The organism is Nonomuraea sp. NPDC049419 (assembly GCF_040676995.1).
Lineage (GTDB): Bacteria > Actinomycetota > Actinomycetes > Streptosporangiales > Streptosporangiaceae > Nonomuraea > Nonomuraea salmonea.
In genome coordinates, this window is the sequence record NZ_JBFAQB010000031.1 from 62,780 (window position 1) to 85,164 (window position 22,385).

Annotated in this window: 26 protein-coding genes, 4 tRNA genes and 1 pseudogene; 12 read left to right on the forward strand and 19 right to left on the reverse strand. The window is 67.3% G+C overall.

Annotation, left to right across the window (positions count from 1 at the left end):
* Positions 1-26: 26 nt before the first annotated feature.
* On the forward strand, positions 27-833 hold the full coding sequence (locus tag AB0K12_RS45655; RefSeq protein WP_364575121.1) for a hypothetical protein: 807 nt from the start codon (positions 27-29) through the stop codon (positions 831-833).
* Positions 834-980: 147 nt separating this feature from the next.
* Here the strand turns inward: AB0K12_RS45655 and AB0K12_RS45660 are convergent, their stop codons facing one another.
* Positions 981-1,859, reverse strand: coding sequence for an alpha/beta hydrolase (locus tag AB0K12_RS45660; RefSeq protein WP_364575123.1), 879 nt, complete (start codon positions 1,857-1,859; stop codon positions 981-983).
* Positions 1,860-1,945: 86 nt separating this feature from the next.
* On the opposite strand from AB0K12_RS45660, the gene AB0K12_RS45665 reads away from it, so the two are divergent.
* A complete protein-coding gene (locus tag AB0K12_RS45665; RefSeq protein WP_364575125.1) occupies positions 1,946-2,419 on the forward strand; it encodes a MarR family transcriptional regulator in 474 nt (157 codons plus the stop codon).
* Positions 2,420-2,663: 244 nt separating this feature from the next.
* On the opposite strand, the gene AB0K12_RS45670 is transcribed toward AB0K12_RS45665, so the two are convergent.
* The 8 genes from AB0K12_RS45670 to AB0K12_RS45705 all read right to left on the reverse strand — a co-directional run bounded on the left by AB0K12_RS45670 (position 2,664) and on the right by AB0K12_RS45705 (position 6,643).
* Positions 2,664-2,945, reverse strand: a complete 282-nt coding sequence (locus tag AB0K12_RS45670; RefSeq protein WP_364575127.1) for a hypothetical protein — start codon at positions 2,943-2,945, stop codon at positions 2,664-2,666.
* A complete protein-coding gene (locus AB0K12_RS45675) occupies positions 2,938-3,504 on the reverse strand; it encodes an RNA polymerase sigma factor (protein WP_364575129.1) in 567 nt (188 codons plus the stop codon). The genes AB0K12_RS45670 and AB0K12_RS45675 overlap by 8 nt, the downstream gene beginning before the upstream one ends.
* A gap of 141 nt (positions 3,505-3,645) precedes the next feature.
* Positions 3,646-3,894 carry a hypothetical protein gene (locus AB0K12_RS45680; protein ID WP_364575131.1) on the reverse strand — a complete coding sequence of 83 codons (249 nt, stop codon included), beginning with the start codon at positions 3,892-3,894 and terminating at the stop codon, positions 3,646-3,648.
* Positions 3,895-3,930: 36 nt separating this feature from the next.
* Positions 3,931-4,638 carry a DUF6461 domain-containing protein gene (locus tag AB0K12_RS45685; protein ID WP_364575133.1) on the reverse strand — a complete coding sequence of 236 codons (708 nt, stop codon included), beginning with the start codon at positions 4,636-4,638 and terminating at the stop codon, positions 3,931-3,933.
* Positions 4,639-4,817: 179 nt separating this feature from the next.
* Positions 4,818-4,894: transfer RNA gene (locus AB0K12_RS45690), tRNA-Phe, on the reverse strand.
* A gap of 5 nt (positions 4,895-4,899) precedes the next feature.
* Positions 4,900-4,974: transfer RNA gene (locus AB0K12_RS45695), tRNA-Asp, on the reverse strand.
* Between the two features lie 90 nt (positions 4,975-5,064).
* Positions 5,065-5,137: transfer RNA gene (locus AB0K12_RS45700), tRNA-Glu, on the reverse strand.
* Complete coding sequence (locus AB0K12_RS45705; protein WP_364575135.1) at positions 5,138-6,643, reverse strand: metallophosphoesterase; 1,506 nt, start codon at positions 6,641-6,643, stop codon at positions 5,138-5,140.
* A 96-nt stretch (positions 6,644-6,739) separates the two neighbouring features.
* Here AB0K12_RS45705 and AB0K12_RS45710 point away from each other — a divergent pair, with 96 nt between their 5' ends.
* Positions 6,740-7,081, forward strand: coding sequence for a metallopeptidase family protein (locus AB0K12_RS45710; protein ID WP_355412154.1), 342 nt, complete (start codon positions 6,740-6,742; stop codon positions 7,079-7,081).
* A 110-nt stretch (positions 7,082-7,191) separates the two neighbouring features.
* Positions 7,192-8,472, forward strand: a complete 1,281-nt coding sequence (locus AB0K12_RS45715; protein WP_364575138.1) for an MFS transporter — start codon at positions 7,192-7,194, stop codon at positions 8,470-8,472.
* Here AB0K12_RS45715 and AB0K12_RS45720 read toward each other — a convergent pair whose 3' ends face one another.
* Complete coding sequence (locus tag AB0K12_RS45720) at positions 8,473-8,760, reverse strand: PspC domain-containing protein (RefSeq protein WP_345391491.1); 288 nt, start codon at positions 8,758-8,760, stop codon at positions 8,473-8,475.
* A gap of 93 nt (positions 8,761-8,853) precedes the next feature.
* On the opposite strand from AB0K12_RS45720, the gene AB0K12_RS45725 reads away from it, so the two are divergent.
* The 3 genes and pseudogenes from AB0K12_RS45725 to AB0K12_RS45735 form a co-directional block, all read left to right on the forward strand.
* Entirely contained in the window at positions 8,854-10,008 is a 1,155-nt protein-coding gene (locus tag AB0K12_RS45725) for an acyl-CoA dehydrogenase family protein (protein ID WP_364575141.1), read from the forward strand.
* Positions 10,009-10,057: 49 nt separating this feature from the next.
* Positions 10,058-10,133: transfer RNA gene (locus tag AB0K12_RS45730), tRNA-Lys, on the forward strand.
* A 145-nt stretch (positions 10,134-10,278) separates the two neighbouring features.
* Positions 10,279-10,386 (forward strand): annotated as a pseudogene (locus tag AB0K12_RS45735) (IS5/IS1182 family transposase); the annotation flags it as partial.
* A 36-nt stretch (positions 10,387-10,422) separates the two neighbouring features.
* Here AB0K12_RS45735 and AB0K12_RS45740 read toward each other — a convergent pair.
* Positions 10,423-11,310 carry a LysR family transcriptional regulator gene (locus AB0K12_RS45740; protein ID WP_364575143.1) on the reverse strand — a complete coding sequence of 296 codons (888 nt, stop codon included), beginning with the start codon at positions 11,308-11,310 and terminating at the stop codon, positions 10,423-10,425.
* 109 nt (positions 11,311-11,419) lie between these two features.
* Here AB0K12_RS45740 and AB0K12_RS45745 point away from each other — a divergent pair, with 109 nt between their 5' ends.
* Positions 11,420-12,283: an oxidoreductase gene (locus AB0K12_RS45745; RefSeq protein ID WP_364575145.1), complete on the forward strand. Its 864-nt coding sequence runs from the start codon at positions 11,420-11,422 to the stop codon at positions 12,281-12,283.
* Here the strand turns inward: AB0K12_RS45745 and AB0K12_RS45750 are convergent.
* The 3 genes from AB0K12_RS45750 to AB0K12_RS45760 form a co-directional block, all read right to left on the reverse strand.
* Entirely contained in the window at positions 12,255-12,626 is a 372-nt protein-coding gene (locus AB0K12_RS45750) for a hypothetical protein (protein WP_364575147.1), read from the reverse strand. The genes AB0K12_RS45745 and AB0K12_RS45750 overlap by 29 nt on opposite strands.
* Positions 12,627-13,067: 441 nt before the next feature.
* Complete coding sequence (locus AB0K12_RS45755) at positions 13,068-13,973, reverse strand: hypothetical protein (RefSeq protein WP_364575149.1); 906 nt, start codon at positions 13,971-13,973, stop codon at positions 13,068-13,070.
* Positions 13,970-14,401 carry a carboxymuconolactone decarboxylase family protein gene (locus tag AB0K12_RS45760; protein ID WP_364575151.1) on the reverse strand — a complete coding sequence of 144 codons (432 nt, stop codon included), beginning with the start codon at positions 14,399-14,401 and terminating at the stop codon, positions 13,970-13,972. Before AB0K12_RS45760 ends, AB0K12_RS45755 begins: the two co-directional genes overlap by 4 nt.
* An 86-nt stretch (positions 14,402-14,487) precedes the next feature.
* Here AB0K12_RS45760 and AB0K12_RS45765 point away from each other — a divergent pair, with 86 nt between their 5' ends.
* Entirely contained in the window at positions 14,488-15,090 is a 603-nt protein-coding gene (locus tag AB0K12_RS45765; RefSeq protein WP_364575153.1) for a CGNR zinc finger domain-containing protein, read from the forward strand.
* Positions 15,091-15,677: 587 nt separating this feature from the next.
* On the opposite strand, the gene AB0K12_RS45770 is transcribed toward AB0K12_RS45765, so the two are convergent.
* Positions 15,678-16,019 (reverse strand): hypothetical protein, encoded by a 342-nt coding sequence (locus AB0K12_RS45770; RefSeq protein WP_364575155.1) that lies wholly within the window; start codon positions 16,017-16,019, stop codon positions 15,678-15,680.
* Positions 16,020-16,459: 440 nt separating this feature from the next.
* On the opposite strand from AB0K12_RS45770, the gene AB0K12_RS45775 reads away from it, so the two are divergent.
* Positions 16,460-16,750 (forward strand): hypothetical protein, encoded by a 291-nt coding sequence (locus tag AB0K12_RS45775; protein WP_364575157.1) that lies wholly within the window; start codon positions 16,460-16,462, stop codon positions 16,748-16,750.
* A 479-nt stretch (positions 16,751-17,229) separates the two neighbouring features.
* Here AB0K12_RS45775 and AB0K12_RS45780 read toward each other — a convergent pair whose 3' ends face one another.
* Positions 17,230-17,775, reverse strand: a complete 546-nt coding sequence (locus AB0K12_RS45780) for a nitroreductase family protein (RefSeq protein WP_364575159.1) — start codon at positions 17,773-17,775, stop codon at positions 17,230-17,232.
* Positions 17,772-18,164: a MarR family transcriptional regulator gene (locus AB0K12_RS45785; RefSeq protein ID WP_364575172.1), complete on the reverse strand. Its 393-nt coding sequence runs from the start codon at positions 18,162-18,164 to the stop codon at positions 17,772-17,774. The genes AB0K12_RS45780 and AB0K12_RS45785 overlap by 4 nt, the downstream gene beginning before the upstream one ends.
* A 158-nt stretch (positions 18,165-18,322) precedes the next feature.
* Between AB0K12_RS45785 and AB0K12_RS45790 the strand changes: the two genes are divergently transcribed.
* Positions 18,323-19,174 (forward strand): alpha/beta hydrolase, encoded by an 852-nt coding sequence (locus AB0K12_RS45790; RefSeq protein ID WP_364575161.1) that lies wholly within the window; start codon positions 18,323-18,325, stop codon positions 19,172-19,174.
* 175 nt (positions 19,175-19,349) lie between these two features.
* Here AB0K12_RS45790 and AB0K12_RS45795 read toward each other — a convergent pair whose 3' ends face one another.
* Positions 19,350-19,898 carry a hypothetical protein gene (locus AB0K12_RS45795; protein ID WP_364575163.1) on the reverse strand — a complete coding sequence of 183 codons (549 nt, stop codon included), beginning with the start codon at positions 19,896-19,898 and terminating at the stop codon, positions 19,350-19,352.
* Between the two features lie 347 nt (positions 19,899-20,245).
* Between AB0K12_RS45795 and AB0K12_RS45800 the strand changes: the two genes are divergently transcribed.
* A complete protein-coding gene (locus AB0K12_RS45800; RefSeq protein ID WP_364575165.1) occupies positions 20,246-21,310 on the forward strand; it encodes a hypothetical protein in 1,065 nt (354 codons plus the stop codon).
* A gap of 453 nt (positions 21,311-21,763) precedes the next feature.
* Here AB0K12_RS45800 and AB0K12_RS45805 read toward each other — a convergent pair whose 3' ends face one another.
* Positions 21,764-22,231, reverse strand: a complete 468-nt coding sequence (locus AB0K12_RS45805) for a hypothetical protein (RefSeq protein ID WP_364575167.1) — start codon at positions 22,229-22,231, stop codon at positions 21,764-21,766.
* Positions 22,232-22,385 lie beyond the last annotated feature (154 nt).

The window sequence follows — 22,385 nt, forward strand, 5'->3', positions numbered from 1 at the left end:
GCACCGCACGATGGGCGCGGGGTTGCGTGCTGCTGGCGCTGATGTCCGCCGCCGCGTGCGCGGCCCCCGCCCCGCAGGCGCCCGCGCCGCCCGTCATCGATCCGTCCGACGAGGCGCGGGCGCTCCGCCTGCCCTTCGACGCCTACAAGCGCACCGAGGCCGACATCGAACGCGCCGAGCGCGCCGTAGACGTCCTGACCAGCGGGTGTCTGCAGCAGAAGGGGTACGACCGGGCGCCCCTGCCCGCGATCCCCGTGGTCGAGGCCCCCAACCGCCGCCGCTACGGCGTCGTCGAGCCCGTCGTGGCCGAGCAGGCGGGCTATCGGGCCCCGTACACCACCGCCGAGAAGGAGCGCGAACGCGCGGACCGCGCCCGCGGCGGCCCCCGCACCAGGACGGAGCAGTCGGCGGCCAACGCCTGCATCCAGCAGAGCACGGCCCGCGTCTACGTCACCGCCGCCGACTCCCCTCTCCTGACCCGCCTGGAACGGGAGATCTTCGAACAGACCCGGACGAAGGACGCCCGCGTCAGGTCGGCGTTCGAAGCCTGGCGATCATGCCTGCGTGCCCGCGGCCACAAGGACTACCCCGACCCGCTCGCCGCGGCCGCCGACGAGCGCTGGCAGGACCCGAGCACGGCCCAGACCGAAACCGCCACCGCGGTGGCCGACGTCGCCTGCAAGAAACAGACGGATCTCGTCACCATTTGGTCCGGCGCGGAACGAAAACTGCAGACCGCCGCCCTGAAAGAGCACGCCACCGAATTCACCGCCATCCGCCAGGCCCTCGAAAGAGAACGCACCGAGGCCGCCCGCATCGTCCAGGACGCGTGACACCCTTTTTCACCGAAGGTGCTTCCATCTGGCCCGCTCCCGGAGCACCCGGACGTGATCGAACCCCTGCGCATCGAGCCGCTCGCGAACCCACTGAGCCGCGAGGTCGTCGGGGCGTCATCCTAGGCCCGCCGGACTTGTACGGCGTCAGACGCCTTCGATGAAATCGAGGAACGCCTTCGCCAGGGCCTCGGGGGCCTCCATCGCGACGTAGTGGCCCACGCCGTCGAGGTGCACGGACGTGATCTCGGTAGACGCGGCCTGGGACATGGTGTCCGCCGTGAAGGGCCCGCCGCCGGCGCCGACCGCCAGCACGGGCGTCCGCAGCCCGGGAGACTCCGCGAGGGCCCTGATCTCGGAGCCTTCCCGCAGCATCGACCGGTAGAGGCCGATCGCGCCGCGCCAGCCGTCCGGCCGGGCGTAGGCGCGGGCGAATTCGTCGAGGTCGGCGTCGGTGAACGCGCCCGGGGTCGCGGTCATTGACGGGAACGCGTACCGGCCGAGGAACTCGCGCTCGCGGCCGGCCAGCAGCAGCTCAGGGATGCCGGGTGCGGCGAGTGCCCCGATGTGCCAGGCGCCGCCGCGCGTGACGTCGGCCAGCGTCTCCAGGCCGAACCCGGCCAGACCCATCTCGATGGCGGTGAGGCTGAGCACGTCCTCGGGGTGCGTGGTGGCCAGGCGGAAGACGGTCGCCCCGCTGATGTCCTGCCCCGTGAGATGGACCGGGCCGACGCCGAGGTGCTCGATCAGCAGGTGGAGGTCTTCGGCCGCGGTCGCGCTGTCGTACTCGCCCGGCCCGTTGTCCGAGTCGCCGAACCCGCGCAGATCGACGGCGAAGACGCGGTGACCGGCCGCGAGCAGAGGGATGAGCTCGTGAAAGGTCCACCAGGTCTCGGGGAACCCGTGGACCAGCAGGATCGGGGAGCCACTGGTGCCGGCGGCGACGTAGTGCAGCGTGGTCCCGTTGACCGCGACGCGGTGGTGGGTGACGTCCGGCAGCGTGGCGCCGGCTGGCGTGACGGTCATGGCTCTCCTCAATTAGACAGGCAAGGTGTCGAATATTAGACACCCAGACTGTCCTTTGTCCAAACGGGTGCCGTAGGCTTCTCCCCATGTCTCGCTCTGGCGCCGATCTCGCGTTGCTGCTGCTGGGAGGTTTCCGCACACTGGTGGACGCCGCGATCGCCGAGTTGGCCCGGCGCGGCCACGAGGACGTGCGCCCCGTCCACGACTTCGCCATGCGAGCCATCGCCGCCGGCGCCGACAGCGCCTCAGAGCTGGGCCGCCGCCTGTCCATCTCCAAGCAGTCGGCGGCGAGGACCATCGCGGTCCTGCAGGAGCGCGGCTACGTCGCCCGCGACACCGACCCGAACGACGCCCGCCGCAAACGCCTCCAGGTGACCGCGCTGGGCTTCGAGGTCCTGCACCAGGGAGAAGCGATCTTCGACGAGCTACGCGACCAGTGGGCCCGCCAGATCGGCGCCGGCGAACTGGAAGCCTTCGAGGCCCACCTGACAGCCCTGGTGGGCAAACAGCCCGTACGCTTCGACACCCCCGGCTGGATCACCCACGACCTCGGCGGCTGACGCCCTCAGGCCACGCGCCTGCCGGCGGAAATGAAAAGCCCCGAACGATGATCCGATCGGGGCATTCTTGCTGGTGAAGTCTTGTGGTCAGGGGGCAATGACGGGCTGGGGCCGAGGACCTGCTGGCCCGGATCGAACGACACGAACAGAAGGAGTCGAACCTCAAGCAGCCGGTGGCTGCGACCATCAGCCTGCCGTACCAAACCTCGCCGCATAACCCCCGAAGGATCTACGAAGTCGACCACTAAGGTTTCGTGGGGGCGCGGTTGGCGGTGGTCAGCTCGCAGCGACCGTCCGTGCAGGATCGTTGCAGGCGGCCCAGTGAGATCGTCTGCGCCAGTCCGATCAGCCAGCAGGTCGGGCAGCCGCGGAACGCGAACGCTCCGACCGGCGCCAGCAGCAGGCTGATCGGCCCCGTGAGCGGGATGAGCGCGACCGAGGCGATCAGCGCGCCGAACCCGATCGCGCCGCGTGCCAGGTGCCGGGGGAGCGAGGTGCTCGCGAAGTTCGCGCCGGTGTCAGGCATCGGGGCCGCCTCCTGTCCGGGCCGGGTCGGACAGGAGGTGGTGCAGAGTCGCGCGGGCGCGGTGGAGGCGGGACTTCATTGCCGGTGTGCTCAGGCCCAGGGCGTCGGCGACCGTACGGCCGCTGAGTCCTTGTATGTCGCGCATGATGAGCACCCGGCGCTGGTCGGGGGGCAGCTTGGCGATGGCGGCGGCCACCCGGGCGGCCTCCAGGCGTTCGAACACCTCTTCCTCGGCCGATGCCGCGGCGGCGAGGGGCTGCGCCACCGGGTGGGGGCGCAGCATGAGCCGGGTGCGGCGGATGCATTCGTTGCGAATGATGCGGAACATCCACGAAGCCAGCGCTCCGGACGCGCGCAGGGTCCCGATCTTGCGGTACAGGACGATCAGGGCCTCCTGCGCGGCGTCCTCGGCGTCCTCGGGGGTGGCGCACAGCGTACGGGCGAAGCGCTGGACGTGCGGGTGGGCGCCCGACACCAGCGCGGCAATGGACTCGGCGTCGCCATCGCGGGCCGCCGTGACCAGCCGCTCGTCGGACCAGGTCAGGTCAGCCACGTTCACGTCCCCTCCGGCGCAGCACGATGACACTACAGGTGCAGATCAGTACGGCGGCCACGCCCACCGCTATGCCCACGACCATGACGACCTCCATGTTTTAGGGTGTCCGAACGTGTATGAGAGGCGGTGGCGGGCCGAAAGGATTCAGGAAGTGCGCCTGAAGTCGGCGGTCCAGTTCGTCTCCCAGGCGGTGCCGCCGTCGGTGGAGAACACGTCACCGGCCTTGACCGGGTCGAAGACCGGCTGATCGCCTTCGAGCGCCGCTACAACGAGACCGCCCGGCCCTTCAGATGAAAATTCACCCCGGCCGACCTCGAGGACCTGCTGACCCGGATCGAGTGAACCGCCCCGGGTTTCGTGGAGGCCCTGGTGTGCCCCGAACCCACCAGCCACGGCCAACCCGAAGGTGGTGCGGACGTCGGGTTCCGCTCACCTCGGGTTGGGAATGCCTCCGCACAGGTAGGTGGACTCCTCCAGCAGCTGCGGCGTCAGCGTGATCCCGGTGAGACGCTCGGCCAGGAGGAACGCCGGCCCCTCGTGGGGGTAGATGTGTGGTGGGTAGACGGAGTCGATCCGCTCCATGGTCTCTGCGAGTTCGTCCGGCATCTCCGCTGAGTAGCGTTCCGGGTATGAGAACTCAAGCTGGATCTTTCCGTCTTCAATCCAGTGGGAGTAGCCGTCCTGGTTCATGTACTCGAACCGGATCTTTCCGTCTTCGATCCAGTAGAAGTAGTCCATGCACTTGATGTCGAGGTAGTACTGGGAGACGAGGCGGGTGCTCGCCGACAGCGGCATGATGATCTCTTCGGTGACGCCGAGCGAGCCGAGGGGCTCGACGAGGAGTACCCAGTCTTCGATGGCGACGGCACCGAAGAACATGTTCTTCCAGTCGTAACGGGAGTAGGCGACCCCGGCCAGTTCCTCGAGCGTCATGGGTGTGAACTCCTCTAACCGGCCGCCGAGCCGGGTCGCTACTTCCTCGGGTGCCAAGCCGCGGACATAGGTGAAGCAGTAGCCGTCCCCCATGGCAGAGCTCACATCGGAGAACCGGGTGTTGTCGTCAGGAGTAGCGATCATGTCGTCATGCTCGCAGCCCGCCGTGAACAGGAGATAGTGCAGGCGCCCCAACCGCGTCACCGGTCGCTCCTCCGCCGCAATGCTTTGTGAATTCGCATGTGCTCCCGGGGCATTGCCCGTGTTCAGGTCAACCCATGGATGTCGTATCTGTGTGAGCACTCACTCGGGGACGTTGCTGTCACAGACACGAAAACGCCCCGGAGCGATCTTCGCTTCGGGGCATCTTGGCTGTTCAAGACTGGTGGTCAGGGGCAGGGTCGAACTGCCGACCTTCCGCTTTTCAGGCGGACGCTCGTACCAACTGAGCTACCTGACCCAGAGCGGTCCTGACGGGACTTGAACCCGCGACCTCCACCTTGACAGGGTGGCGAGCACTCCAAACTGCTCTACAGGACCTTGCGTTTCTTGCTGTTTGCGCTCGCTTAGCTTACCAGCTCTTCGGTGGTCTTGAGACCAGCCGTTTCGCGGTGCGCTAGGCGCTCGCAGTGCCCCCAACGGGATTCGAACCCGTGCCGCCGCCTTGAAAGGGCGGTGTCCTAGGCCGCTAGACGATGGGGGCTCAGGATTCCCTGTCGCCTTCCGTCGGAGACCTCTGAAGCATAGGGGACGATTGCCCCTGATGCCAAAGTGGCGGACCGGCGGTCGATGACCCGGTGCCTGTGATCGTTCCCGTTGGCGACGGGGCGTTCGTTGGCTCCGGGGAAATCATACGTTGCGGGTCGGGCTCCACGTGACGCTGGATGTACACCGACTGCTCGCCGAGCCCGCCGAGCGTGATGTCGTCCCAGGCCCGCAGGCGTCTGGTCTCCTTGTCGAAGTACAGGACGGACGCCTGGACGGGGGTGGGCTGGGCGTGTTCGAGCGCGCGCAGGCCGGCGCCGCCGGTGGAGCCCTGGATGAGGATGCGGGTGCCGGTCGGGAGCATGTTCGTGCGGCGGGCGTGGGTGTGCCCGGACAGGATCATGGGGGTGAGGCCGGTGAAGCCGCGGGCGACGTCGGGGTCGTGTACGGCAATCAGGTCGGGTTTGCCCACCTTGCCGAGGTGGGCGCGGGCGAATTCGCCGAGTTCCTGAGGGTTCGAGTAGGCGTCGGTGGTCTTGTCCGGGGTGAAGCGGGGGTCGCCGAGGCCGTAGATGGTCAGGCCGGCGACCTTCTTGCTGCTGTCGTCGAGGACGATGGCGTTCTTCTGCTTGGCCACGGCCTTCTGGGTCGTCATCGAGTCGTGGTTGCCGCGGACGTACACGTACGGGACCTTCAGCCCGCTGATCTCGTCCACGAACTTGTTCTCCGCCTTGGTGCCGTGGTCGGAGATGTCGCCGGTGTCGATGATCATGTCGACGGCGAACTGGTCCTTGAGCGAGCGGATGACGTTCCAGGCGATGGGGTTGATGTGGATGTCGCTGACGTGCAGGACCCTGATGGTCTTGGGGTCGGCCTCGTACAGGGGCAGGGTGGAGACCGTTTCGTAGAGCTTCGAGACGTTCGTCACAAGTTTGGTGAGCTGCGACCTGTACGACTCGAAACGCGTCACGATCGACTCCGCGCTGCCGACCAGCGACGGCGCCGCGGCCACCAGACCCGAGTAGCGCGGCTCCACGAGCGAGTTGGGGCGGAACGTGAGGACCGCCAGCGCCCCCGTGGCAGAAAGGGCCACAGAGGCCGCCAGAAGGCCCATCAGGGCCACTCTGGGGCGCCGGTGGACGAGCAGGACGGCGACGAGGGCCCCGGCCCCCGCGCACAGCAGCGAGCGGACGAGGAGGGCGCGCACGCCGCCGAGGAGGTCCTCCTCGATGATCCCGGGCAGGCGGTCGGCCAGCCGCGGGTCCTCGATGAGGGCCTTGGCGCGCTCCTGGTCGATGTTCTCGAGCGTGATGCGCAGCCGCAGGGGCGCGCTGTGGGTGCGGAAGGTGAGGGTGCCGAGCGGGCTGGCGTCCACGACGGTCTCGCCGTGCCAGGCCGGGCGCAGGGACATCCCGGTCTCCACCGGGCCCACCTGCGTGGTCACGGTGCCGCTGAGAAAGATCCCGAGCCACGCGCCCACCGCGGCCACGAAGAGGACGACCACGGCCTTTGCGGCTCGTGACCGGAGAATAACCTTTGACCTCTGCACGAACTTCATACAGATTCTTGCTTACCTGAACGACGGGGCAGAATGGCAAGTGTGATCGAGGTATCGCGGCAGAGATTCGAGGAACTCGTGGCCGAGGCATTGGACACGATTCCCCCAGACCTCACCCGTGCCATGAGCAACGTGGTCGTCACCGTCGTCGATGATGCGCCTGAGCCTGATCTGCTCGGCCTGTACACCGGGGTCCCCCTCACCGAACGCGGCGACTGGTACTCAGCGGTTCTGCCCGACCGGATAGAGATCTACCGCAACCCGATATGTGAGATTTGCGACTCGGAACAGGACGTGATCGACGAGGTCCGCATCACGGTCATCCATGAAGTCGGGCATCACTTCGGCATCGATGACGCCCGCCTTCACGAATTGGGCTGGTAACCCTTTGCTTTTGGTTGGCTGCTTCCGGTTGCGGCCGACGGGCTCGGTCAGGCACCTTAGGTGACATAGCGAACACCCTGAGTCAGGCACAGCGGAGTCCAATGGGGGCCATGCGGGCGCGACGGCACCCGGGACGGCATCGCCGTGCCGGAGAAGCAGCACAAGTCACATATCGGGAAGTCATCGCCATCCGGGAGTTCCGCTCCCTCTGGTACGGCCAGGGCCTGTCGCTTCTCGGCGACCAGCTCGCCCAAGTGGCGCTCGCCGTGCTCGTCTTCGACCGCACCGGCTCCCCGCTCGCCACCGCCGCCGTCTACGCGCTGACCTACCTGCCCTCCATCGTCGGCGGGCCGCTGCTGGCCGGGCTGGCCGACCGGTTCGCGCGCCGCGGCGTCATGCTGACCTGCGACCTCATCAGGGCGGCGCTGGTGGCCGTGATGGCGGTGCCGGGGGTGCCGTTCTGGGCGCTGTGCGCGCTGGTGTTCCTGGTGGTGCTGCTCAGCGCCCCCTTCTCGGCCGCGCGGGCGGCGCTGCTGCCCGAGGTGCTCGAAGGCGACGCGTACGTCATCGGCTCGGCGTTGCAGAACATGACGAACCAGGCCGTACAGATGCTCGGTTTCGCGGCGGGCGGAGCGCTCATCGCCGGCATGGGCCCCTACCGCGCGCTGGCCCTTGACGCGGCCACCTTCCTCGGCTCCGCGCTGATCATCGTCTCCGGCGTCCGCCGGCGTCCAGCCCCCCACACCGACGGCGCCAAGCCGTCCATGTGGCACATGACCGCGAGCGGCGCCCGGCTGGTGTTCGGCTCGCGCAAGTTGCGGACGCTCGTCCTGTTCGCCTGGTTGTGCGGCTTCTACATCCTGCCCGAGGGCATCGCCGCCCCCTACGCGGCCCGGCTCGCCACCGACGACCTACCCGCACCCGTGATCACCGGGCTGCTCATGGCCGCCATGCCCGCGGGGACGGTCGTGGGGGCGTTCCTGTTCAGCAGGTTCGTCTCACCTGCGCGGCGGCTGCGGCTCATGGGGTGGATGGCCATCCTGAGCTGTGCGCCGCTCATCATCACCGCGATCAAGCCGCCGCTCGCGGTCGTCCTGGTCGCGTGGGTTCTGTCGGGGATCGGCGGGGCGTACCAGCTCGCCGCCAATGCCGCTTTCGTGCAGCACGTACCGGCCGAACGTCGCGGCCAGGCGTTCGGGCTCGTGCAGTCGGGGCTGATGGCCGTCCAGGGGGTGGGGATCCTGGTGGGCGGGTTCGCCGCCGAGAGACTCGGCCCTGAGCCCGTGGTCGCCATGGCGGGGGTCGCCGGGGTGGTCAGCGCCGCCGCGCTCTCCCTGGTGTGGGCCGAGTCCCGTGGCAAGGGCCGGGTACGCGCCCAGGCCACCGCCTGATCACGGCTGCGGCTTGTGCTCGCCGCTCCAGTCGGTCGTCGATTTGCTCTGCTGCTGCTTGGCGATGAGGTCCTGGACGATCGAGGTGTCGTGCTCCTCATCCGGCATGAGCAGCCAGCCGATCGCGTAGACGCCGACGCCGAGCCCGCCGAACAGCGTCGCGATCGCGAGGCCGATCCGCACGAGGTTCGCGTCGATCCCGACGTACTCGCCGATGCCCGAGCAGACGCCCGCGATGATCCGGCCCTTGTGAGTCCTGCGCAGCTTCTTGACGTTGTATTCGCTCATGCCTCAAGACTGCCCGGCGCCCTGGTGTTCGCACATCAGGATTGGCCCTGGTAGAACCCTGGTAGTCCCCTAGCCGAGGGAGAGGGCCCCGCGATGGACGACCTGCTGCGCCTCGACGACGAGCTCGACGCCGACCAGCGCCTCATCCGCGACACCGTCAGGTCCTTCGTCGCCGACCGCGTCCTTCCGCACGTCGGAGACTGGTTCGAGGAGGCCGTCTTCCCCGCGCGCGAGCTCGCGCCCGAGCTCGGCGCGCTCGGCCTGCTCGGCATGCACCTCCAGGGGTACGGCTGCGCCGGCACCGACGCCACCTCCTACGGCGTCGCCTGCCGCGAGCTCGAAGCCGGCGACTCGGGGCTGCGCTCGTTCGTGTCCGTGCAGGGCTCGCTCGCCATGTTCCCCATCTGGAAGTACGGCTCCGACGAGCAGAAGGAGGAATGGCTGCCGCGCATGGCCGCCGGCCAGGCCATCGGCTGCTTCGGCCTGACCGAGCCCGACCACGGCTCCGACCCCGCCGGCATGCGCACGTACGCCAAGAAGGACGGCTCCGACTGGATTCTCAACGGCTCCAAGATGTGGATCACCAACGGCTCCATCGCGGACGTTGCGGTCGTCTGGGCGCAGACCGACGACGGCGTACGCGGCTTCGTCGTCCCCGCCGGCACCCCCGGCTTCACCGCCCCTGAGATCCACAAGAAGATGTCCCTGAGGGCGTCCGTCACCTCCTCCCTCTACTTCGACGACGTACGCCTGCCCGCCACCGCCGTCCTGCCCGGCGTCACCGGCCTGCGCGGCCCGCTCTCCTGCCTGTCGGAGGCCCGCTACGGCATCATCTGGGGCGTCACCGGCGCCGCCCGCGCCTGCCTCGAGGCCGCCGTCGACTACGCCAAGACCCGCGTCCAGTTCGGCAAGCCGATCGGCGCGTTCCAGCTCACCCAGGAGAAACTCGCCTGGATGTACGTCGGCCTCGCCCAGGCCGGCCTCACCGCACTCCACCTCGGCCGCCTCAAGGACGCCGGCACCCTGGAGCCCCGGCAGATCAGCTTCGGCAAGCTGGCGAACGTACGCGCCGCCCTCGACATCGCCCGCCAGGCCCGCTCCATCCTGGGCGGCAACGGGATCACCCTGGAGTACCCTGTGATCAGGCACATGAACAACCTGGAAAGCGTGCTGACCTACGAAGGCACCCAGGAGGTCCACACCCTGGTGCTGGGAGAGGCGCTGACCGGGCTGGCGGCTTACCGGTGATGGTGGCGTCGCGGACAGCGCGGTAATCTCTGTACCCTTGCTGTTGCTAGGGGCGTTAGCTCAATTGGCAGAGCTGCGGACTTTTAATCCGTAGGTTCCGGGTTCGAGCCCCGGGCGCCCTACCACTCCACACCCTATCTGACCTGGGATTTCTCGGTTCTTGTACGCCTGGTGCGAGGCGAATATGGCCGAGTTCATGCTCGTCTGATGCTCTTCGGCACGCGTCCGGCCCGCGGGTAGGCCGATAGCAACCGGCCGGTGCGCCCCCGGGTCGTCGAGGCGTTCTTCGACCTGGCCGATGCGATCATCACTGTCCGCAGTCTGATCCGCCGCTCATGGGCGCACCGCTGGGACGGCCGCTCGGATCGGCGACGATGACGGTCACCATTCCGCGCGACCTCTTAGTCTCGCGGGTCACCTGTCGTCGGCGGCGAGTTCGCGTACGACCTGGGCGAACCCCCGTACGAGCGGGTTGCCCGAGCCATCGACCCAGGCGAGGGCCACCTGGAGTGGTTCGACGTCAGTGAGCAGCACCCAGGACAGATCGGGGCGCGCGTAGTAGCGGGCCATACTGAGGGGCGCGAAGCAGACGGCGGCGCCCTCAGCGACCTGTTCGAGCATCTCCTCCACGTTGTTGTTGGTCGGTCCCCATCGAGGGGTGGATCCGTCCGGCCTGGGATTGACCGCCCACCAGTCCACCCAGACGCGTGGCGCCCGTTCGGTCCACATCAACGGCTCGTCGTTGACGTCGAGCACGGAGACGCCGTCACGACCGGCGAGCGAGTGACCGGACGGCAGGCCGACCACGCGGGGCTCCCTGTGCACGATTTCGGCGTACAAGCCGGTCAGGTCGTTAGGCAGCCAGACAAAGGCGACGTCCACCCGGCCGTCCCGCAACGCGGTCGCTTCCTCACCCCAGTCGAAGCGCTTCGGCTCGACCCGGACGCCGGGGTGGCGGCGGGCGAACTCGGCCCGCGCGCGTGTGGTGAGTTCCCCGGCTCCGCTGGCCTCGAAGCCCACCCGCAGCACGCCGGTCCTGCCCAGCAGGTGACGTTCCGCGGCCGCCGTCACGCGATCGGCCTGGTCAAGGAGGCGTCGGGCCTCCGCCACGATGTCACGCCCGGCTGCCGTCTCGATGACACCCCCCGCGTGCCGCTCGAACAGCCGCACCCCGAACTCCTTCTCCAGGCTCTTGAGCGCGTAGGAGAGGGCGGGCTGGCTCACGTACAGCAGTGTCGCGGCCCTGCCGATGTTGCCCTCATCGGCAATGGTGACCAGATAACGCATTTGGCGGAGCTCCACCCAGGAACTATAAGTCCTCTTTATGAAGTCGCCGATGTTCTGTCTTGGATGTCCACCGGTGGCCACTGGCATAACAGGAGGCGCCCACCACGTGATTGAGGAGTTTGGAATGAGCACAGAGCAGACGCCCACCCGTGAACCGGCCGGCCGGGTCTGGCTGATCACCGGAGCGTCCTCGGGTTTCGGCCGGGCGATCGCCGAGGCCGCCCTGGCGGCCGGCGACACCGTGGTGGCCACCGCGCGTAAGCCGGAGACCCTGGACGATTTGGTCGCGCTCCATCCCGATCGGGTGAACGCGGCACAGCTGGACGTGACCGACAGTGCCCGGATCACCGCCGTCGTCGCCGAGGTGCTGCTCTGGTACGGGCGGATCGACGTCCTGGTCAACAACGCGGGCCTTGGTCTGGTCGGGGCGGTCGAGGAGACCAGCGACCAGGAACTGCGGGACCTGATGGAGTTGCACTTCTTCGGCCCGGCCGCGCTCACCCGCGCTGTGCTGCCGCACATGCGGCGCCAGGGTGCCGGCGCCGTCGTGCAGATGAGCAGCATGGGCGGGCGGTTCTCCTTCCCGGGCGTCGGCGCGTACTCGGCGACGAAGTTCGCCCTGGAAGGTATGTCCGAGGCGCTGGCGGCCGAGGTCGCGCCGTTCGGGATCAAGGTGCTGATCGTCGAACCCGGCGCCTTCCGTACCGGCTTCGCCAACTCCGGTGTGCTGCGGCAGAGCGCGGCCATCCCGGCGTACGAGGAGACGGTCGCCCCGGCCAGGGCGCTCCCGAGCACCGACGGCAGGCAGCCCGGCGACCCGGCCAAGGCCGCCGCGGCCATCCTCGCCGCTTTGGAGTCGGACAAGACCCCGCTGCGCCTGGCGCTGGGCAACGACGCCGCCGACGGGATATTCGCCGCTCTCGACGCGTCCCGCGCCGAGGCGCTCGCGTGGGAGTCCGTCAGCCGCGGCGCCGACTTCGCCGGCTGACGGCATCGCGGCGGGTCGGTAAAGGCGACCCCCGACGGGCGATGTTGTCGGCGCCGGTCAGGCGTAAGGCGCCGATGGCGAGGTTGCGCCGGGTGGTTACGGCGCGGGGCGCGTTGCGGTGCGGACCTGGCTGTGATCTGACCGGAAAATACACCGCCGTCCGCAGCCAGTAACGTTCCTGATCGCAACGCAGCAGGACCTGCGCCACCGCCACGACCACCGCCTCGGCCGAGGTCAGCACCGGGGGCCGGCCTCGTTTGCGAGGCTGTGCCGGCGAAGGCATCACATGATCGTCCAGATAGACATAGAGTGCCGTCAGAAGGGCGTCCAGCTCAGTCTTCACAAACCGATCTTGGACGCCCTTCGCTGTGCCCGCAGACGATCAGCGAATTTCACATCAACAATCTATGCGGCGGTGGAGCTTGAGCCAGCCCAGGATGCGTTCGACGACCCAGCGGCGTTTTTGAAGCCGGTGTCCACCCAGGCCTTGGTGATGGGACCGGGTGCTGGACACCCCGATCTGGGGATATCGCCGGGTGCATGGTGAACTGGTCCGGCGGAGCTGACCATCGGCCGGAGCGCACAGGTCGCGAGCCAACGTCTTAGCCACCTTCGTGCCGTCGACATCGTCCTGAACGGAGCTGAACGGACGCCATACCTGTGCGGCCTCTCGCCACTGATCCCGACCGTGGTGTTTGCTTCGGCAGGGGCTTTGAGGCGCCGAGCCACAGCACACGGCCCCAGGACCTTCCGAAGACCCGGCGAGCGGTATCCGTCCGTAAGTTCATGGCTGCCGCCAGCGCACCGCGAAAGCGCGGGCCGGGTTCTCGGTGAAGATCGCGGATGCGAGGTCCTGACCGAGTTCCCGCTCGATCCGCGGGCGCAGGCCGCTGAGGAGGAACGGCATGCCCGGACCATCGGAGTCGGACCGGGCGGCCGAGGTGACCGTGTCGGCTCCGAGCAGGATCTGCTGAGCATGGCCGGCGTCGGCGAGGGCTGCGAGGGTGTCCAGTAGGCGCCAGTCGGTGGCGTGATGAGCCCGTGACGGGCCGTCGAAGGCGAGGAACGCGTGCGCCTCAGCGGCCTGCCGGTGGATTCTGGTGTCGGGAAATCGGTGCAGGTGCCCGAGGATCACGCGGTGCGGGGCGACCCCGTGGGTACTGCACAACAGGTCGAGCACGTCCAATGCGGCGCTTCCGGCCTCCAGGTGGACGCCGATGGGTGCGTCGGTGGCGTGGTGGGCCTCGGCGGCGGCGGCCATGACATGCCGGGCGTGGGCGTCGAGGCGGTGATAGGCCCCGGCGACCTTGATCATCCCCGCCTTTACGGGAGCGCTGGTCAGCTCGCGGATGAACAGCTCGGCCAGCCTGTCACGAACGCGTTCCAGTTCACCTGGGTCATAGTGCTTGCCCTGATGCATTCCGGTCGCGGCGATGATGTGGACGCCGGACCGTCGTGACAGAGCGGGTAGCTCTTCGCTTCGTGCCCCCATTCCCCATGGCGTCCACTGCACCACGGCCCGACCACCGAGAGCAGCGAAGGCGTTCAGTTCCGCGAGGGCCGCGTGCGCGTCGTCCAGTTCCTGGCCCGGCAGTGCCGGCGAGCCGATGAACAGATGGTCGTGAGCGTCGCAGACCCCCAACCCTTCGGGCGGGATGTCCCCGAGCACCGTCCGTATCATCGCGTTCATCGTCCGGCTTCCTCCGCTTCGGCCAGCGTGGCCGCGGCTACCCGCAGCCCGGCCAGCGCCTTGGGAACGCCGAGGTAGGGCGCCAGGTGCACGAAGATCTCGATCACTTCCTGGCGGGTCATCCCGACCCGGAGCGAGGTCCTGACATGACCGGCCAGCTGTGGGTCGACACCGCCGACTGCGGTGAGGGCGGCCAGATTGATGAGCTGCCGGTCGCGCAGCGACAATCCGTCGCGCAGGTAGGTGCCGCCGAACAGAGCGGTGATGATCCAGTCCGCGTAGCCGGGGGCGATCTGCTCGAGACCGGGAAGAGTCGCCTGCTGAGTGGCCTCGTCCTGGAGAAGGTCCAGCATCCGGTAGCCCTCGTCACGATCCAGCCGCGCCGGAGTCAGTTGTTCCGACAACGCCTGGCCTGCCGCCTTGGCCATTTCCTCACTCCTCAATGAGATCCGTAACGCTTTGGGCGTTACGGTGACGCTAGCAGATGTAACGGCTGAGGCGTTACGCTTGGCTCATGGTCAATGAGGACAAGCTCGCCTTCCGCTTCGACTGCGGTGCCGTGTGGTTGAACCTCCTCGCCACCAAAGGCCGCACGTTCAGCACGACCCCGGTAGAACGGCTCGCCACGCCCGGCCGTCTCGCCGAGTGGCTGGAGCACTGTGAGCTGTCTCCGGCTCAGCCACCCGATCAGGACGACCTGCACCAAGCGCGGGCGCTGCGCGAGTTGCTGCGCACCCTCGCGCTGGCCACCGTTGAGGAGCAGCCGCCCCCCGCCGACGCCGTATCGGCCCTGGCGGCGTTCTTGGCCGGACACGACGATCTGATCCAGCTCACTGTGGGGGGCCGATTGCGACGCAGACCGCCGGCGAGCACGGCGCATGCCCTGGCTCGGATCGCCCGCCAGGCCGTAGATCACATGACCGGCTCTGATCGCCTGGCTCTCAAGCGCTGCCCGGAAGATGACTGCAGAGGTGTCTTCGTCGACCCGCCAGGGCGCCGACGTTGGTGCCCCTCCCCGGCGTGCGCGACCCGGGGACGGGTCCGCGCCCTCCGCGCCCGCCGCAACGCCGCCGCCCTCAGATCGAACGACGATCAGACTCCGGCGCCGGCACAGTGAGGGGGCAATGCCGTGCGATCGTTACCGCCACCGCCGGGCATGCTCGGGTATGAAGCCCGCGGCGAGCCGGGCCGTCAGACGTGCAGCACCACGGCAAGCAAGGTGTTCGATCGCAAAAGAGACGCGACGTGCCGGCCTTCGGAAGGTCGGTGGTCCTACCAGCAACAAGGGGAAGCCGAGCTGCCGCGAGCCCGTCTCTCCTGCGGCGTCTCGGGAGACTCCGTGCTCCCGGGGGGCACAGTGCTGGGTACGGTCGCGACCGTCGCTGCCACGACCACGAAGGGCGCCCCGTTGGCCTGCCCTGACTGACCGCGCATGCTGATCCCTCTCAGTGAGACGACCTACCGCTCACCGGCGGGACGAAACCCCCGGCTCATCTTGTTCAGGCCGTCGCGAAATGGTTCAGCTCCGAGCCGGCAAAGCCAGGCGATCAGCGGCGGCTTCCAGCCATACCTCGGCTCGATCCGTCTTTCGCGGCACCCCGAAGGAACGACACGCCATCTATCCACCCAAGCCGAGGCCGTTCACCCTCACTGAGCTTTGATGGGCACTGCTCAGTGAGCTCTGATCACCGGCTCTGATGATGGCTAACCCGAAGATTCTCGCTCAGAAGGGTATGAAATATGAATATTGTGACCGCTCGGGCGTTCACCGGAGAAGCGGGCAATCATGGCAATGCCGTACGAGTCATCCTTGTTGAAGGGACTCTGCCTGCCGCTGAGGCTCGGCAGGATGTCGCCGCTGCGGTGCCCGAACCAGCCACCGTCTTCGTGGCCCAGAACCTTCGGACGGTACGCCTCCACAACCGTAAGCTCGAACGGCGTTTCATCGGCCAGCGTTTCATTAGCCACGCACTTTTGGGAGCAGCCGCCGTCCTGCGCTCCCTGGGCCATCAACCGGAGCTTTTCATGCCCCGGCCGAATGGTCACCGAACGATCGTCACCGGCAGGTCGCCGACGCCGCCGAGGTCGAGGCCCTCAAGGGAGCGCCACCCGACGAACCGGTTCAGGTATGGGCCTGGATGGACCAGGAGGCGGGGAGCGTCAGGGCCCGGCAGTTCAAACCCAGCGAGGGTGTCCCCGAGGACGAGGCATGCGGCTCGGCCTCGATGGTTCTCGCCCGATCCCCAGGGCGGGACCTTGTGCTACTCCATGGCCGCGGCTCTCTGATCCGGGTTCGACCTCGCGGAAACGGCGTAGACCTCGGCGGAACCTGCGTTGTCGACGGCGTCCCCGCGACAACAGCCGCATCTCAACTCCCGAACCTCCGCGCCTGATCCGCGTCCACGGCGCCGGGTGGTGTGGTGCCCAGGCTGCTGCGGCTTCGAAGTAGTCTCACGCGGCGTGAACGTCGAACGAAAGGAGGCGCGGTGCTGATCGACGGCTACGTCACCTTGCTGCTGGATCTCGACGGGGTCGTCTACCTCGGCGGCCGAGCGGTACCTCATGCGCCGGAGTCCCTCGCTGAGGTGGGCCGACGGGGGGTGCGGTTGGCATATGTCACCAACAACGCCTCCCGAACTTCCGCCGCCGTCGCCGCTCATCTGCGTGAACTTGGGGTCCCCGCCACTGCCGCCGACATCATCACTTCGGCGCAGGCCGTGGCTCGACTGGTCGCCGCGCCCATGGCCACGGCATGTACGGCGATCTCCTGGTCGTAGGGGCGGCCGTTCGGCGGCCCGCCGTAGCGCGGTCTCTTCTCTTCGCCGCGCTGTACCGAGAACCCCTCGGGTGATACGGCGAGCGATCGAAGATCTCGGCCAGCCAATCCTCAAGGGCTCCGGCCTCGGACCGCCAGCTCAACCGCCCCACCTGGCATCCCACCTTTCCGCGATCACCGTACATCCTCGCAGTCAGAGCAGCCAGCAGCCCGGAATCGGGCAGCCGTCGGTAGGGATCTCGGTTCAGTTACCGGCAGTGCATGAGGGCTCCGCTGTGATCAGGTCGGAGATGGAGATCGATTCTGCGGTCTGGACGCAGGCGGATGGGCTGTTATCCGAGGTAATGGGTCGGTTTTTTCTATCGGCGGGAGCCGAGACTGGCAGCCAGAATCTCCATGATCTCCTCATTGGTCCTCACCGGCCGTCACAGCGCCTGAGAGAGGTATCAGCTCGCGTGGGCAGTGCGTGTGGTGGTCCGCTTATGCGGGATGTGCCCGTCCTGCCGTGCGGAGGTCGGCGATGCTGCGGCGGTGTCGCGTGGGGGTATCGCCGGTGTCTGCCGTGCCGATCGCGGTCATGGTGAGAATGCGCCAGCCAGGTGCCACGTGGAGGGCATCGTGGAGCCCCTCGAGGTCGAAGGCTCGGAACTGCCGGCACGCCAGTCCCATGGAGTGTGCCTGCAGGGTCATGTGCGCGACAGCCTGGCCGAGGTCGTAGTCGGCGAACTCGGAGTACTGCATACCGCTGTCGTCCACTTCATGATGTGCGAGGTTCACGACCAGAGCGCTTGCATCCGGTACCCACGGGCGTGAGCTGGGCGCGAGATGGTCGACCAGTTCGCTGTGTCCGGTGTCACCGCGTCGGCGGACAAGGAACGCCCAGGGTTGGGAATTGCCGGCCGAGGGCGCCCACCGGGCCGCCTCGAGCAAGGACTCGATATCCGCCTCGGTCAGTTGGTGATCACGGTTGAATCGCCGTGGGCTGAATCGGCCGTACAGCACCGGCAGGATTCTCGGTGCGGTCATGCCTGGTTCCAGTGGGCCGGATCGTGCGCCTGCAGGAGTCGGGTCAGCGCTGACATGAGGTGCCCGGCCTCGCTCGGCGCGAGCGGTCCGAGGAAGCGCTGGGTGGCCGCGCCGAGGACCGTGTCGGCGTGGTCGAGTAGCTCGCGGCCGGCCGGCGTCAGGTCGATGACCCGGCGACGGCGGTCACCCGGGTCCGGTGCACGACTGATTGCCCCGCGGGCCTCCAGCTTGTCGAGGTAGGCGATGAGGTCTCCCGGGTCCAGCGCGAGCAGTGCCGCGATCTCCCGTTGGATGAGCGCGCCGGAGTCACGCAGGCAAGCCAGGATGCCGTGCTCCGCCTGCGTCAGATCAACCTCGGCGAGCGCCGCGCTGCACGCACGGCGAGCCATGGTGGCCACTCGCGCGAGAACGAATGTGGGCTGCCGCCGAAGTGAGTCCGGATGTGTTGACATCACTCCACCTTAGCCTATTCTTGGGCCATCCAACGATTGGCATTCCCAAGCACTTTGTCTTGGCGCAGCTCGTTGATCCACGAAGGGAACTCGCGATGACCTCCACTCGTACCGTGACTGTGACCGGTGGGCAGCTCGCCTACACCGAGTCCGAGTCCCCAGGCGGTCCGGTGTTGGTGCTGCTGCACGGCTGGCCTCAAACACGCGGCTGCTGGGACCAGCTTGCCGTGCTCGCGGCGCCTACCCACCGGGTGATCGCGTTCGACCTGCCCGGCATCGGCGACTCCGCGGGCGTACACACCGACGGGACCAAGCATCAGATCGCCGCCGTGCTTCATGAAGCACTGGCCGCCCTCGGTGTGGCCGAGGCGGTGTTCGTCGGACACGACATCGGCGGCATGGTCGTCTACGACTACATCCACCACTACGACAACGCCGCACGCGCAGTCATCCTGGATGCGATCATCCCCGGTGTCGATCCGTGGGACCAGGCCATGGCCAACCCTCGCCTGTGGCACTTCGCCTTCCACGCCACGCCCAGCCTCCCCGAGACCCTGGTCCGTGGCCGCGAGCTCGCGTACTTCAGCCACTTCTTCGACCCGCTCACCCACCCCGACCACCTCATCCCCGAGGCACGGCAGAAGGACTACGCCGCCGCTTATGCGACCCCCGCCCCCTTGACCGCAGGCTTCGACCTCTATCGGGCGTTCCCTGCCGACAGCGAGCACAACCGAAAGCTCAATGCCTGCACAACACCGCTGCTCTACCTCCGCGGCGCGTACGGCATTGGGAAGGCGACCACAAACCTCAGCACCTACCGTGACGGACTCGCCGTCGCCGGCAACCAGGCCGTCACCGCCTCCCTCGTCCCCGACTCCATCCACTACCTCCCGGAAGAAAACCCCGCCAGCACCTGGCAAGCGATTAGCCACTTCATCGCCGACTGAACGTGCCCCCGGGTGGACAACGTCGCCCCTTACATGGGCCGCTGACCACCGTCAGGTCGTCGGCGTCTCAGGTGTAATGCCAGGTACGCGGGCCCCTTCGACAGGCCCTTGCGGCGGCGCGCGATGACCCTGCCCTGGCCGTCGTACTCGTAGCGGTCCTGCCCCGCCTTACGGATCAGGGTACCGGTGTAGGCGCGTTCGCCCAGGTCCGGTGAGGGGTGGCCCAGGAGGCGCGGGTGATCTGGCCGGCCGGGTCGTAGGCGTAGCGTTCGTCGAAGCCGTTGCCGTGTACCGCGGTGACGCGGCCGATGGGGTCGAGGTCGAAGCGGCGACGGCCGGACAGCAGGTCGTTGATGACGCTTACGTGACCGTCGGCGCGGTAGTCGTAGCTGCGGCACTGGCGGACGCGGCCGGAGAAGTTCCAGGTCTGGGTACGCAGCCGGGAGTCGGAGTCCCATGTGCTGGACAGGGTCAGGTCGGGACCGATCTGGCGGGTGATCTCCCGGCCTGCCGGGACGTGGGTGAAGCTGATGGTGTGCCCGCTGGTGTGAAGTGCTTGCGGAAGATCGCGGTGGTCGTACTCCCATCGGCTCTGCGCGCCGGAGGGGGTACGGCGGCCGAGCCGGTCGTAGGCCGTGATCACGGTGGCGCCGGTGCAGGTCTCGGCGATGACCCGGCCGTGGGCGTCGCTGACTTTAGCTTCGATGCGCCGCTTGAAGGGCAATCTCGAGCTGGGAGAGAAGTCGCGAACGTAGGGATTGCGTTGACGGCGGCGCAACTCTACAGCCGGACGCCGGAGCAGTCCCTGCTCCGACCACCGTCGGCGCCACCGTCTCGGTCACGACCGGGGAGTGACGCGACCGCACTGACCAACCCCAGGCCCGCGCCCCGGCGGGTTCCCTTCTTCTGGACCCCTCGCAGTCGGGACCCGCGGAAGTTCAGGGTCTTTGTGTGCCGCCGACGTTCCTAAAGGGAAAAGGCTGGTCGAAGGTGCCGAATGATCCGGTGCGAAACCTCTGGTCTGGCTATTCTTGATCTTGTCCTGAACTGGGACCTTGGAGATGAGCGTTGATGGCTGCAGGACCTCGCGGGGTCGGTCCGTTCGAAGCCGTGGAGTGCCTGTTCAGGTTGTGGTTGCCGGGATGGCGGCTCGCGCTCGTCGGAGGCGAGGCTCCTGAGGAGGAGTGGACCTCCACTCTCTCTCTGACTGAGGTGACGGAGTACGAGGCGTTCCCGAGAACGTTCCATGGCCCAGACGGGCAGCGCCACCCGCTGGCGGTCGAGCGGTTCGACACCGATGACCCGGATGAGACGTCCGACAGCCCTCTACACGCGTCCTGGGGGCTGCCCACCGAGGGTGCGAAACAGGCGTACAAGTTCTTGATGGAAGCATTGGAATCTGGTGGCAACCTCAACCGGCGAGGCCGGGCGCTAGCCGGATACGCCGCCGGCTACCTTGCCGCCGACGCCACAGACCTACTGCGGATCGCAGTCGCAGCCGAACCAGGCAGCCCCGCGCTTGACGATGAGCTGCACCTATTGGTTCGCAGTTGGAGGACCACGTGGCGGCTGTCGCTGGCCTCAGCCTCGATCTTCCCCGATATCCCTGTTGAGGCCGAGTATCGAATCGCCTGCATAACGACCCTTTTGGGTGAATTTCTCAGGATCAACAACACCGACCAGGTGACCTTCGAGGTTAGCTTCGGGACCCACGATGTCGACCTCGACGTCGCTGATCCCTACGACGCCTTCCGGACAGGCTGGATCGGAGACGGGCAATGGCTGATTGCCAAGGAGGGAGACGACGAGGATGACGACGTCCTCTGGGCGCTGGACACAGCCTCCTTGGAGGCTGCGCTGATCGATTCGGAACGGAACATCGTCCAAGCGGCCCGAGCCGCGACCGTGCTCTGGGAATTCGACGATACGATCCCTGAGATTCCCGGTGACGAACTCGTCTCCTGGCTGGCCCGCGACCTCTACGAGACGATCGCCACCGAGGTCACGGGTACATCCGGACCTCTGCTCGCCTTCGCCAAGAAGTTCCCTCTCGATGAGGTCCTGTGCGGCGAAGGGGACTCCTGCCTCCTCTTGGTCGGCCCGGAACGCACTGCCCTCGTCTACGTCAGCGGCTAATCGGCACCAGCGAGTTCACCCAGGACCTTCGAGGCAGGTCATCGCGCAAGACTCAGCGGCCCGTTAACTTGATCATCAACAGAGCGGCCGCGGAGTTCATTGTGCACCATGCCAGTGCGCCTGCCGAGACTTCGCCGGATCGACCGCCCGCCGGCGCCTGCCCTCGGGAATCAATGCCTCGTTGGCCACCGCGTCGATCGGAACAGTCATGGCCGGCCCGCGTTCGCCAGTGACACCCAGGAGCATGCTTCGCCGCTTTCGGACGGTCACGAATGTCCCTGGGATACCAGGACAGGGGCCAAACTCAAGATCCGGGATATGCGATCCGGCTCACCTCAGCCACTGATGGCCTTCTGCTCGTCGCGAGCATCTCGGAGCCTGAGGCCCCGCCGGAGGCTTGCTCCAGGGGCACCCTTGGAGAGGTGTCAGTTGTGATTAAGTAACGATCATCGCCTAACTGCACCTGTAGCCGCGGTCGTCCCAGCAGGAGTCAGCCGCGGTCACATTGACCCACAAGCCCTCTTGTTGGCCTTCTGGAGCGGTGTCAGTGATCTCTTCAATGGCGACCCCGATAAGCCGCTGGTCCACTTGGTGGACGAGCTGAAATGCGGTGCAGCGTGGAGTGCATGCCTCCGAGGCAGGCGACCACCCCGCCTCGACGAACGCTTTCCACAACTCGTCATGTCGGAATTTCGGGTTCACCAGAACGGATAGTGAGGCTCCGTTGTTAGCTGAGTCGCATCCATTCCATTCGTCAACACTCAGACGCTTGCCCGACGGCAGAACAGCACTGACCGCCTTCAGATACAGAGCGTTCTCCTGCTTCGCCCGGTCTACGCAGACCTGGCCGCCACCGTCCATGCCCTCATAGCCAGATGTGCAGCCGATCAGACCGCAGGCCAAGACCATCAAGGCGCTCACCGTGCAGAGCCTTCTGGATGGCGGAATCGAGCGACGTAACCCCATAGGCCGAGTAGATCGGTCGCGTCCGAGATGCGGTGTAAAAGTGAACGAGCGTAGGTTGCCGTGCTGAACCGACCAAAGTTCGCACAACGCTAGGACCTACGCTCGTGGC